Source organism: Amycolatopsis sp. cmx-4-61 (assembly GCF_046548775.1).
In the GTDB taxonomy this organism is placed as follows: domain Bacteria; phylum Actinomycetota; class Actinomycetes; order Mycobacteriales; family Pseudonocardiaceae; genus Amycolatopsis.
In genome coordinates, this window is record NZ_JAEBEI010000003.1 from 403,861 (window position 1) to 415,926 (window position 12,066).

At 71.7% G+C, this 12,066-nt stretch carries 12 protein-coding genes; 6 read left to right on the top strand and 6 right to left on the bottom strand.

The window, feature by feature from the left end:
* Positions 1-42 precede the first annotated feature (42 nt).
* Positions 43-492 (bottom strand): hypothetical protein, encoded by a 450-nt coding sequence (locus ACLJOU_RS14320; RefSeq protein WP_410567418.1) that lies wholly within the window; start codon positions 490-492, stop codon positions 43-45.
* A gap of 135 nt (positions 493-627) precedes the next feature.
* On the opposite strand from ACLJOU_RS14320, the gene ACLJOU_RS14325 reads away from it, so the two are divergent.
* Positions 628-1,797, top strand: a complete 1,170-nt coding sequence (locus ACLJOU_RS14325) for a sensor histidine kinase (RefSeq protein WP_410567420.1) — start codon at positions 628-630, stop codon at positions 1,795-1,797.
* A 21-nt stretch (positions 1,798-1,818) separates the two neighbouring features.
* Entirely contained in the window at positions 1,819-2,463 is a 645-nt protein-coding gene (locus tag ACLJOU_RS14330; protein ID WP_410567422.1) for a response regulator, read from the top strand.
* Here ACLJOU_RS14330 and ACLJOU_RS14335 read toward each other — a convergent pair.
* The 5 genes from ACLJOU_RS14335 to ACLJOU_RS14355 form a co-directional block, all read right to left on the bottom strand.
* A complete protein-coding gene (locus ACLJOU_RS14335; protein ID WP_410567424.1) occupies positions 2,344-2,994 on the bottom strand; it encodes an RDD family protein in 651 nt (216 codons plus the stop codon). The genes ACLJOU_RS14330 and ACLJOU_RS14335 overlap by 120 nt on opposite strands.
* A gap of 52 nt (positions 2,995-3,046) precedes the next feature.
* Complete coding sequence (locus tag ACLJOU_RS14340) at positions 3,047-3,427, bottom strand: STAS domain-containing protein (RefSeq protein WP_410567426.1); 381 nt, start codon at positions 3,425-3,427, stop codon at positions 3,047-3,049.
* Positions 3,428-3,629: 202 nt separating this feature from the next.
* Positions 3,630-4,598 (bottom strand): L-threonylcarbamoyladenylate synthase, encoded by a 969-nt coding sequence (locus ACLJOU_RS14345; RefSeq protein WP_410567427.1) that lies wholly within the window; start codon positions 4,596-4,598, stop codon positions 3,630-3,632.
* A gap of 205 nt (positions 4,599-4,803) precedes the next feature.
* Positions 4,804-6,459: a hypothetical protein gene (locus tag ACLJOU_RS14350; RefSeq protein WP_410567429.1), complete on the bottom strand. Its 1,656-nt coding sequence runs from the start codon at positions 6,457-6,459 to the stop codon at positions 4,804-4,806.
* 54 nt (positions 6,460-6,513) lie between these two features.
* A complete protein-coding gene (locus tag ACLJOU_RS14355) occupies positions 6,514-7,395 on the bottom strand; it encodes a hypothetical protein (RefSeq protein ID WP_410567431.1) in 882 nt (293 codons plus the stop codon).
* Positions 7,396-7,707: 312 nt separating this feature from the next.
* On the opposite strand from ACLJOU_RS14355, the gene ACLJOU_RS14360 reads away from it, so the two are divergent.
* The 4 genes from ACLJOU_RS14360 to ACLJOU_RS14375 all read left to right on the top strand — a co-directional run bounded on the left by ACLJOU_RS14360 (position 7,708) and on the right by ACLJOU_RS14375 (position 11,781).
* Positions 7,708-8,703: a ferritin-like domain-containing protein gene (locus tag ACLJOU_RS14360; protein ID WP_410567433.1), complete on the top strand. Its 996-nt coding sequence runs from the start codon at positions 7,708-7,710 to the stop codon at positions 8,701-8,703.
* Positions 8,704-8,736: 33 nt separating this feature from the next.
* The gene (locus ACLJOU_RS14365; protein WP_410567434.1) at positions 8,737-9,192 is read left to right on the top strand and encodes a DUF4383 domain-containing protein; all 456 of its coding nucleotides are present in this window, start codon (positions 8,737-8,739) and stop codon (positions 9,190-9,192) included.
* Positions 9,193-9,325: 133 nt separating this feature from the next.
* Positions 9,326-10,930, top strand: coding sequence for a molybdopterin-dependent oxidoreductase (locus ACLJOU_RS14370; protein ID WP_410567436.1), 1,605 nt, complete (start codon positions 9,326-9,328; stop codon positions 10,928-10,930).
* Positions 10,931-11,106: 176 nt separating this feature from the next.
* Complete coding sequence (locus ACLJOU_RS14375) at positions 11,107-11,781, top strand: fasciclin domain-containing protein (RefSeq protein WP_410567438.1); 675 nt, start codon at positions 11,107-11,109, stop codon at positions 11,779-11,781.
* Positions 11,782-12,066 lie beyond the last annotated feature (285 nt).

The window sequence follows — 12,066 nt, forward strand, 5'->3', positions numbered from 1 at the left end:
CTACCCGATGACGGTCGACGACGGCCGGATCGCGCGGCGCCGTCACGCCTGCCGGTTGACGACCCGCAGGATGAGCCACTGGTCGAACCAGGCGCCGGCGGTGGTCACGACGAGCATCACGAGGCCGAGGATCAGGTGCGTGTAGCTGTGCAGCGGCGCGGCGCTGTCGGTCAGCTTCGACAGTCCGAACTGCAGGCCCAGCCGCAGCGCGAACAACACGGCGACGAGGGCGAGGGCCTGCTTGCTGCGCCAGATCGCGCGCAGGTACTTGCGGCGCCGCGACAGCAGCGTGAACCACAGCGTCAGGTGCACCGCGAGGAGCACGAGCGGCAGGTAGACCACCCAGCTGTACCGGTCGCTGAACTGGAGGCTCAGGTCGTTGCTGGCGACCAGCAGCCCGACGAGCACGAAGTACCAGCCCGGCAGCCCCTCGATCTTCTCCGGCCGGGTTCCGGCCACCGCCGTGTCCTCTCGCATCAGGAATCGGTCCATGCTCGTCAGCCTCGCGGAACCGACGGCGAAAGCGATCAACCGGCGGTACGAGGTTGCCGCCGTCGTCTCATACCCAGGTACGAACTCCGGTCCCGGGCGCGACGCCGGGCCACCCGGTGCGGCACCATCGGGCAGGTGACCGACCGGATCCCGTGGACCGGCCGCCGCGGCCCGCTGGTGGCCGAGGCGGCCGTGCTCGGCGTCCTGGTCGTCCTCGACCTGGTCTTCGCGGCCCGCGCGGTGCCGGGCCAGGGTGAGCTCACCACCGTCGCGATCGAGTTCGCGCCGGGGGCCGGCCCGGTCGTCGCGGTGCTCGCCGTGCTCCGCCGCCGCTTCCCCGACCACGTCGCCGGGCTGGCCACCGCCGTCTCCGGGCTTTCCCTGCTGGGCTCGGCGATCGCGGCGGCGCTGGCCGTCGCGGGCACGCGGCTCCCGCCGCAACCCGGGGCCGCCGAAACCCTCGCGATCGCCCTCCTGGTCGGCGCCTCCTGCCACCGGCTCTCCCCACGCGCGGCCACTGTGCAGGTCGTGCTCGGCGGCTGCGCGGCGACGCTCGCCCCGATCCTGCGCTACGGCACCGGCTCCCCCGCCGCGCTCTACGCCGCCGGTGCCGCGGTCGTCTGGGGCGGCGCGCTGGCCGGCGGCCTGGTGCTGCGCGACGCCGACGTCCGCCACCGCGTCGACGTCCTCGAACTCCGCTCCGCCGAACGGCTCAAGCTGGCCCGCGAGCTGCACGACCTCGTCGCGCACCAGATCACCGGCATCGTCGTGCGCGTGCAGGCCGCGCACCGCGTCGCCGAGCGCACCGGCGGCGACACGGCGACGTTCGCCGAGCTGGAGACCGCGGGCGCCACGGCGCTGTCGGCGATGCGCCGGCTGGTCGGCGCGCTGCGGACCGGCGACGAAGACCTCTTCGTGCCGCCCGCCGACCTCGCCACCGCCGTGGACCGCGCGGTGCCCGACGACGACCGCATCCACCTCGACGTCAGTCCGGACCTCGGCGAGCTCGCCGTCGCGCCGGAGGTCGTGACCACCGCGCACCGGCTGCTCACCGAGTCGCTCACCAACGTCCGGCGGCACGCACCCGACGCCGCCGAGGTGCGGGTGCTCGTCCACCACGAACCGCCGGGAAAGGTCCGCGTCGAGGTGATCAACGACGGCGCCGCGCGGCCCGCGCGCCGTGGCGGCTACGGCCTGCTCGGGATGGCGGAGCGGGTCGCGGCGGTGGGCGGTACGGTGCACGCGGGACCGGAGGACGGCCGGCGCTGGCGCGTGGTCGCACGGCTGCCGCTGCGGCCGGACTGACCGCGGCGGAGAGGAGAGCGGGTGCCGACGCGAGTGCTCATCGCCGACGACCAGGCGATGGTCCGCGCGGGGTTCCGGCTGATCCTCGAAGGCGAGCCGGACATCGAAGTCGTCGGCGAGGCCGCCGACGGCGACCAGGCGGTGCGGCTGGCCCGCGAGCTGCGCCCCGACGTCACGTTGATGGACATCCGGATGCCCGGCGTCGACGGGCTGCGCGCGACCGAGCTGCTGGCCGGCCCGGACGTCCCGGACCCGCTGCACGTGGTGATGGTGACGACGTTCGGGCTCGACGAGAACGTGCACGCGGCCCTGCGCGCCGGGGCCTGCGGGTTCCTGCTCAAGGACGCCGGGCCGAACCTGCTCGTGGAAGCGGTGCACGCGGCCGCCCACGGCGAGGCGCTCGTCTCCCCCGCGATCACCACGCGGCTGCTCGCGCACTTCACGCGCGGAACGTCCCGGCCCGCGCCCGAAACCCCGCTCACGCCCCGGGAGCTGGACGTCGTGCAAGCCGTGGCGCGCGGCGCGACCAATGACGAGATCTGCCGCTCACTGGTGGTTTCGCTGCCCACGGTCAAAACGCACATCGGCGCCGTCAAACGCAAGCTGGGGGCCCGCAACCGGACCGAAATCGCCATCTGGGCGTGGGAAAGCGGCCTCGTCCGCTGACGCTTCGGTCCGGCGCTGCGGAACGCGCTCGACGACCGTGCGCGCCACGACGTCGCCGAACCGCTGCCGGCGGCGCGTCACGAGCATGACCACGGTGCCCGCGAGGCCCCAGGCGAACCCGTCGACCACCATCAGCAGCTCGCGGACGAGGAACGCGCCGAGCGTCGGGTGGCCGCCCTCGAGGGTCCGGACCCGCAGGCGCAGCCAGCGCATCGCCGGCGTCTGCCCGCCGTGCCGGTAGGGCCACCACACGGTAACGAACACGAGCCCCACGAAGTCCAGCGCCAGCATCGCGTAGACGACGACCTTCAGGAACGTCAGCAGGTCCGGGCCGTGCGGCCGGAACAGCCAGACCACGGCCACGGCGAGCAGCAGCATCGGAACGAAGACGAGCAGCTCGTCGAGCAGGAACTGCACCAGGCGGCGGCCGACGACACCGATTCCCGGACGGGTCATCCGCCCATGATCCCATCCCCGCGGGCCGGCGCGCGCTGAGCGGCGATTCAGTCCGGCCGCGACCGCCGCGAACATCCACACCCGACTTTCAGCCAGCCGGCCGGCTCGCCGCGCGCACGGAAGGTGATCAGCGACCGGCCGAGGTAGGAGGGCTCTCCGGACAGGCCTCGGCCGCGGGTCCTTCCAGCGCGAAGATGGACTCCAGGCCCAGGCTCGTCAGCTTCCGGCGGGCCGGCTCGGAGGCCACGAAACGCAGCGATGTTCCCCGTGCGGCGCAGCGGTGGGCCAGGGTGACGAACGGGACGACCGCTTCGATCGTCAGGTAGGTCACCGCGGTCAGGTCCAGGACCAGGGCGGTGGCGGGATCGGCCATGTACGCCGGGGCGACGATCTCCTCGGCGACGTGCGTGTCGGTGAGGTCCCCGGCGCCGCGCAGGATCAGCACGTCGGTCGCCGGTCGCGCGCGGGAAGAGGGGGGATCCTCCGGGGGATCCGCAACAGTGCTCACGTGCCCGTCCTGTTCCGCCGAGCATCCTCGATGCCTCTCCCACCGAGAAGCACAGGGTCGCGAGCTGCGCAGCCGTCCTACTGGGGTATCTCGTCGGGGATTCGTCGTGCATTACCGCCCGGACGGGTGGATCCCGAGGCGCACCACCGGTCCGCCGCCGCGGTGACCGCCCGCTCGCGGGCGGACCGCGGTCGTCCCCGGGTCAACGGGGTCCGGCAGCGCGGCGAAGCCGGTTGGCGATCGCCACGCCCAGCCCCTGCTCCACCGGCAGCGACGCGACGATGAGGTCACAGCCCAGCTGGTCGAGCTCCCGCAGGAACCCGTACAGCCCGCGCGCGTAGTCGGCCATCGACTCCGGAACCGTCACCACGGCGTGCGCCTTCACCGGAACGTCGGCGCAGGCGGGCGGGAGGAAGACACCCACTCGGTGTCCCCGTTCCTGCGCGGCCTGGGCTTCGGTGGCGATCTCCAGCGGATCGACCAGGACGACGCGCGCGCGGGGCGCGTAGTGCGACGGATGCTGGCCGGGCACCCGGATGTGGTTCGGCGAGCCGGCGGCGACCGGACGCCCGAGCACCGCTTCCAGGTCTTCGGGCGTCACCCCGCCGGGCCGCAGGATGCTGGGGGTCCCGCCGGTGGCATCGACGATGGTCGACTCGACGCCCACGTCGCAGGGGCCACCGTCGAGCACGAAGTCCACGGCGTCGCCGAGTTCGGCGCGGACGTGGTCCGCCGTGGTGGGGCTCACCGAGCCGAAGCGGTTGGCGGACGGCGCCGCGACACCGCCGCCGAAGGCCGACAGCAGCTCGAGGGCGACAGGGTGGGCGGGCACCCGCACGGCCACCGTCTCCAGTCCGCCGGTCGCTTCCAGCGGCACCCGGCGACCGCGTCGCAGGACGAGCGTGAGCGGCCCCGGCCAGAAGTGCCCGGCCAGCGCGAGCGCCGTGTCGGGGACGTCGGCGACCCAGTCCCCCAGCTGCTCCGCGGCGGCGAGGTGGACGATCAACGGGTGGGTCGGCGGACGGCCCTTGACCTGGAACACGCGCGCCACGGCGGCGGGGTCCTCGGCGTTGGCGCCCAGCCCGTACACCGTTTCGGTCGGGACGGCGACCAGGCCCCCGGCGCGGAGGATGCCTGCTGCCCTGCCGATGTCACTGGTCCTTGCCATCATCCTCGCCACTCTCCGACCGTTCTGCTGCGCGCGCCGCGAGCTCGAGCGGCCGCTGATTCCCACGACGACGTATCAGCGTAGGACCGGCAGGTTGACCGGTGCTCACGTGGCCGCACCCCGAGGCGGCTCGGGCGCCTCCTGGAGCACGAGAAAGCGGGGACACCGGAAATCCGGTGCCCCCGCTCCTGTGCCCAGCCGCAGACCGTCAGACGGTGTGCGGGGTGTGCGCGACGGTGTTCCAGCTCGACGCGGTCACGTCGGCGTTGCCGCCGTCGCCGCCCGAGCCGGAGTTTCCGCCGGTGGTGGTGCTGGTGTTCCCCGCGTCACCGGTCGTCCCGGTGGCGCCGGTGTCACCCGAGTTGCCCGAGGTCACCGTGGTGTGCGACGTCGTGCCGTGCTCGCCACCGTGGTGGCGGCCCTGCTGCTCGTGGCCGCGGGTCGAGGCGACGGCGGTGTTGCCGCCCGTCGAGCCCGAGTTGCCCGAGTTGCCGGACGTACCGGTCACCGCGTTGTTCCGGCTGGTGGCGTTCCCGGCGTTGCCGGAGTCGCCACCGTTGCCGCCCGTTGCGGTGCCGATGACCGTGCCCACGACGCCGGTTCCCCGGCGGTGTCCACCGTTGTTCGTGGCGGTGTGCTGGCCGGTCGAGACGACGGTGGCGGCACCACCGTGGCCCGCCCAGCCGGAGTTCCCGCCGCTGGTGGTGCTGGTGTTCCCCGCGTCACCGGTCGTCCCGGTGGCGCCGGTGTCACCCGAGGTGCCTGAGGTCACCGTGGTGGCCGACGTCGTGCCGTTCTCGTGGTTCCGGCCGTGGTGGTTCCAGCCGCAGTCGTTGTGGCCGCGGCTGTTGCGCTCGCCGCCGATGGTCCACACGATCGCGGTGTTGCCGCCGGTGGAACCGGAGTCGCCCGAGTTACCGGAGTTCCCGGTCACCGCGGAGTTGCCGCTGGTGGCGTTCCCGGCGTCGCCGGATTCGCCACCGTTGCCGCCCTTCGCGGTGCCGGTGACCCGGCCCAGGACACCCGTGCTGCCGCCACCCTGGTGGTGCCGGCTCCAGCTGTCCCCACCGGTGTTCTCGCCGGACGCGGTCGTGGTGGCGTCGCCGCCGTGGCCCGCGTTGCCGGAGTTCCCGCCGGTGGTGGTGCTGGTGTTGGTCGCGTCACCGGTCGAGCCGGTGGCGCCGGTGTTCCCGGAGTTGCCCGAGGTCACCGTGGTGTCGCACCGGGCCAGCAGGCAGAGCCCGTAGGCGCTGTTGCCGCCGGTCGAGCCCGAGTTCCCGGAGTCACCCGAGTTGCCCGAGACCGCGGAGTTGCCGCTGGTGGCGTTCCCGGCGTCGCCGGAGTTACCACCGTTGCCGCCTTTTGCGGTCCCGAGCACGGAGCCGAGGATCCCGCTGCGCGACGAACGCACGCCGGCCTTGTTCTCGCCCGACGCCGCGGTGGCGCCGGAGCCGCCGTGCCCGGCGTTCCCGGAGTGGCCACCGGTGGTGGTGCTGGTGTTCGAGGCGTTCCCGGTGGAGCCGGTCGCGCCCGTGGTGCCGGAGTTGCCCGAGGACACCGACGTGCTGCACCTGGCGAGCACGCAGACGCCGTAGGCGCTGTTGTGCCCGGTGGAGCCGGAGTCACCCGAGTTGCCGGAGTTCCCGCTGACCGCGGTGTTGCCGCTGACAGCGTTCCCGCCGGAACCGGAGTCCCCGCCGTTGCCGCCGGCAGTGGCGCCGGAGACGACGGAGTGCAGGGTGTTGCCGAGCCCGCCCAGCGGGCCCGAGTCGCCGGTGTCCGCACTGGCCACCGCGCTGCCCAGCAGGACGAACCCGCCGGAGATGAACGCGGCGGTCAGGCCGCGTCGCACGTACTTGTGCATGGTTTCCCTTTCCTTGCCTTCTGTCCGATGTGGAGGTGGGGTGGAAAGGGAAAGTCAGCTCGGATGGTCGTTGCCGTAGAAGACCAGCCAGTACAGCGACGCACGGCCGCTCGGCGGTGCCCGCCAGGCCCGGCCGGTACCGACCTCACGCGCGCCCGGCGCCGTCACGGCGAATTCACCGCCGCGTTGGCCTCCCGGGCTCGCCGACATCGAACCGCTCACGCCCGTGGAATCCGAGGGCAGCTGACCACCGCCGGACCCGCGCATCGGATCGGCGGTGACGCCGGACTTCGCCGGTTCCGGCCTGCCCCCGTGCCGGAGGCCGGCCGGTTCAGCGTCCGCGACCGGCAGTTGCCCGTGACCGGCCGCCGGAACGGCTCGATCAGGCGGCACGACCACGGCCGCGACCACGGCCGTGGTGTCCTCGCGCGGACGCAGGCCGGCCGGCTGTCCGGCCACGGCCGGCACCCGATCGGCTCCGACCGCACGCACCAGCGGTTCCGTCACCGGAGCCGCGGCACGCAGCACCGGATCCAACGCGGGCAAGACCGGCTTCGTGACCGGTCGCAAGGCCGACAGCACCGGCTCGGCCGCTCGCAGCACCGGGCGCGTCAGCGGAGCGACCACCGGTTCGAGTACATCCGTCACCGGCTGCACCACCTGCGCCGTTTGCGCCGACACCGCATGCACCGACTCCGAAACCGGTGTCAGCACCGCCTCGACCGGCTTGAGCACACCGTCGACCCGCTCGGTGACCACTTTGAGCGAATCGTGTGCGGCCGGCTCCGTGCCCGGCGGCGAACCCTCGGAGGCGTCCGCGGCCTGCGACACGAGCAGCGCCAGCACCGTGAACCCGAACAACGCGCCGGCCACGACCAGCACCCGAAGCACCATCGAGTGCCGCACCGATGCGGTGTCCGTCTGGGAAGTATCCATCCATCTCACCCCCTTTCGAGTGTGGACTTCACCGTCAGTCGTACTTCGGGTCTGGAAGTGTCACTGGATTGGGCGAAATCAAATCTTTTTTCTTCTCCGCGAACGGGTTTGTTGCCTCTCCGTAGCGGGTATCTGAGGCGGTTTTGCTTGCCCCACGGGGACGGCGGCGAGCCGATCTGTTCGCCGTCCCACCCATCCGTTGCCCGGACAGCTTCGAAAGCGGGGTGTTCACGAAGGATCCGTCCCAGCGCCGGGAAGCTTCGGTGGTGGGTGACGCCCGCCGTACGCGTGCGGGCGGGGAGGAGTTCGTCCGTGTTTGGCAAACACTATGCCGCTTCGATGATCACCCGGAGCGCGGAAAACGATCAGGATCGCCGCCGCTTCCTCAAAGCCGCCGGGATGACCGGCCTCGGGGTCGTCGGCGTGGGAGCCCTCGGCGGTCTCACCGCCGGGCCGGCCGCCGCGGCCACCGCCCGGCCCGCAGCCGCCACAGCTGCCGAGGTCAGTGACGGGGCGGTGCTCAACTTCGCCCTCAACCTCGAGTACCTGGAAGCCGAGTTCTACCTGCACGCCGTCACCGGCCGCGGGCTGGCCGACGCGATGACCACCGGCACCGGCACCCGCGGCGGGGTCACCGGGGGCCGCGCGGTCCGCTTCGAGAGCCGCACGGTCCGCCAGTACGCCCAAGAGATCGCCGCCGACGAAAAGGACCACGTCCAGTTCCTGCGCTCCGCCCTCGGCTCGGCCGCGGTCGCCCGGCCGGCGATCGACCTCCGGTCCAGCTTCACCGCCGCCGCCCAAGCCGCCGGTCTCGTCAAGCCCGGCCACAGCTTCGACGCCTTCGCCTGCGAGGAGAACTTCCTGCTCGCCGCCTTCCTCTTCGAAGACGTCGGCGTCACCGCCTACAAGGGCGCCGCCCCGCTGATCTCCAACAAGACCTACCTGGAAGCCGCCGCCGGGATCCTCGCGGTGGAGGCCTACCACGCCGGCAACATCCGTTCCCAGCTCTACGAACGCCGAGGCGGCATCCAGGGCCTCGGCCTGCTCGGCCGCGACCTGCGCGAAGCCTCCGTCAAACTGTCCAACGCCCGCGACAGCCTCGACGGGCCGTCCGACGACGACCAAGGCGTGATCGACAGCCGCGGCAACGCCAACATCGTCCCCACCGACGGCAACGGCATCGCCTACAGCCGCAGCCCCGGCCAGGTCCTCAACATCGTCTACCTGACCAACAAGGCCGCCACCTCCGGCGGCTTCTTCCCCAAGGGCGTCAACGGCGAAGTCAACACCAGCGCCGGCAACAGCTGATCAGCACCTGAACGGCGAAAGGCAGGCAAGAACATGTCGACATCCTCAGCGACCCGGACGAATCGCTCCACGGCACAACTCGTCACGACGGCGGTGGCCGCGGTCTTCCTCCTGGTCGGAATCCTCGGCTTCATCCCCGGCCTGACCACCCACTACGACCAGCTCAGCTTCGCCGGCCACGACTCGATGGCGATGCTGCTCGGGCTGTTCATGGTGTCGGTCCTGCACAACATCGTCCACCTCCTGTTCGGCATCGCCGGGTTCGCGCTCGCCCGCACCCACCGCGGCGCCCGCGGCTTCCTCATCGGCGGCGGCGGCGTCTACCTGGTGCTCTGGCTCTACGGTCTGGTCATCGACCAGATGAGTGCCGCCAACTTCGTCCCGGTCAACACCGCCGACAACTGGCTGCACTTCGGCCTCGGCGTCGGGATGATCGCGCTCGGCCTGATCACCGGTCGTCTGCCCGCGCCGCAGGCCACGCGCGGATAAGGGCTCGGCCGGCTTGGCGTCCGCACGCACCGCGTGCGGACGCCAAGCCGCGTCCGCGCCACCCACCCGGGTGGTTTTCCTTTGACACACTTCCAGAACCAATACGAACAGGGCCCGGCCTCGAATCCCGGGTATGGCTGCCACCGGCGTTTCCTCCCCATCGACCTCGACTCCCCCGCGGCCACGACTGCGGATCCTGTCCGCGGCCGCAGCCGGGGTGCTCGCGTTGGCGGCCGCGTTGGCTGCCGGGCACCTCGTTGCCGGCCTGATCAACATCAACGCGTCCCCGTACCTGGCGGTCGGCAACGGCGCGATCGACCTGACCCCGGTCGAAGTGAAGGACTTCGCGGTCCGCACCTTCGGCACCTACGACAAGCTGGTGCTGCTATCGGGCATGGCCGTGGTGATGGTGCTCGCCGCCGCGGTCGCCGGCCTCCTGTCGCTGCGGTCCCGGTGGCCGGGCATCGCCGTGATCACGTTGTTCGGGCTGATCGGGCTCGTCGCCGTCCACTCACGTCCCGACTTGACCGCGGCGGCGTTGTCCGCACCGCTGGTCAGCCTCATCGTCGGCGTGGCGGTGTTCGCGGTCCTGCACCGCCTTGCGCCACGCGTGCGCCGTGACCATGACACCGGCACTGGCACCGGCACCGGCACCGGCACCAAGACCGGCACGCCGCGACGGGCGTTCCTGATCGGTGGTGCCGGAGTCGCCGTCGGCGCCGGTGTGCTCGGTGCCGGCGGCCAGCTGCTCAGCGGCACCCGCGATGCCTCCGCTTCCCGCGAAGCAGTCGGCAAGCTGGTACCGGCCCGGACCGCGGCGGCGATCCCGGCCGACGCCGACTTCGCCAAACTGGGCACGCCGACGTTCCTCACCCCGAACTCCCGGTTCTACCGGGTCGACACGGCGTTGTCGGTACCGCAGGTGCGCACCGAGGACTGGAGCCTGCGCATCCACGGCATGGTGGACCGCGAACGCCGCTACAGCTATCGCGACATCCGGAATCGCCCGTTGGTCGAACGCACCATCACCATGACGTGCGTGTCCAACGAGGTCGGTGGCGACTACGTGTCCACCTCGAACTTCGTCGGCATCGACCTGGCCGACCTGCTCGAGGAAGCCGGCGTCCGGGCCGGGGCGGAACAGCTGTACTCCACCAGTGTCGACGGCTGGACCTCCGGCACCCCGGTGGCCGCGGCGATGGACCGTCGCCGCGGCGCGATGCTGGCGATCGGCATGAACGGCGAACCGCTGCCGCTGGAACACGGGTTCCCCGCACGGCTGGTCACCCCGGGCCTGTTCGGCTACGTCTCGGCGACCAAGTGGGTCGTCGACCTCGAAGTCACCACCTGGGCGGCCAAGCAGGCCTACTGGCTCAAGCGCGGCTGGGGCCGGGAGGCGCCGATCAAGACGGAGTCGCGCATCGACACCCCGAAGGGGTTCGCGACCGTCCCCGCGGGCACCGTCCGCGTGGCCGGGACCGCGTGGGCCCAGCACACCGGAATCGCCAAGGTCGAGGTCCGCGCCGATCGGGGCCCCTGGCAGGAAGCCACTCTCTCCCAGGAAGTGAACGTCAACACGTGGCGCATGTGGTGGACCGAATTCAAGCTCGGCAAGGGGGTGCACCAGATCGAATGCCGCGCCACCGACCGGTCCGGCTACACCCAGACCGCCGACCGCGCCGGCACCGTCCCCGACGGCGCCACCGGCTGGCACAGCGCCACCATCACCGCCAACTGAAACCCTTTCCCTACATCCCGCCGGGGAAAGCCCTGTGCGACCGAAATCCCGAACATTGCGCGGTCAAGGTCACTCGATGGCTGTATCACCCATCCGCTTCCCGACCCGCTCCGAATGACTCGTGACAGACACTTCCGCCCCGGAATGTGCAAGCCGCTTTAGTTGGAGTGATTTTTGTGAATAAGCTTCGTGTCGCCGGAATCGGCGTCGCCGCCGTTGCCGCCCTTTCGCTGACCGCGTGCAGCGGCAGCGACACCGCTTCGTCGGGCAGTTCCAGCAGCTCGATGGCGCCGTCGTCGTCGATGCCCGCGCCGTCGTCCAGCATGGCTTCCGGTACCGCCAACGGCGTGACGACCAACGCCGACGTGTTCGGCCCCGCCTGTGCGCAGCTGCCGCAGGGCTCCGCCCCCGGCTCGCTGGACTCGATGGGCCCGCAGCCGGTCGCCTCGGCCGCGTCGACGAACCCGCTGCTGACCAAGCTGGTGGCGGCCGTCAAGGCCACCAACCTGGTCGACACGCTCAACAGCCAGGAAGCCATCACGGTGTTCGCGCCGGCCGACCCGGCGTTCGCCGCGCTGGGCGACGCCAAGTTCAACGAACTGGCCGGCAAGCCCGCCGAGCTGGCGCCGATCCTGCAGTACCACGTCGTCGGCAAGCGCTACGACGCCAAGAGCCTCGCCGCGGCCGGTTCGGTCGACACGCTCAACACCGCCGGCGGCCCGGTGAAGATCGAGGGCTCCGGCGACAACATGACGATCAACGGCGCGAAGATCCTGTGCGGCAACATCCCCACGAAGAACGCCACGGTCTTCGTCATCGACAAGGTGCTGACGCCGGGCACCAACAAGTAGCCCGACCTCCGGGACACACCCTCCCTTCGCGGGAGGCCCGGAAATGCGGCCGCCGCCACTCCGAAACAGGGAGCTGCGGCGGCCGTGCCACATCCACCGACAGTTCCCGAGGGAACGTCGGTGGCGCCGACCGGCGGCGGACTGCAGGAAATCCGCCGCTGGGGACGCCGAAAGCGGCGGCGTTCCGCCGGCCGCCGTCACCGCCGGATCACTCCCGGGCTGCGGCGGCGGCCGGCCTTGGCGGCGTAGATCAGCCGTGCAACTGGTCGACGAAGGTGGCCGCAT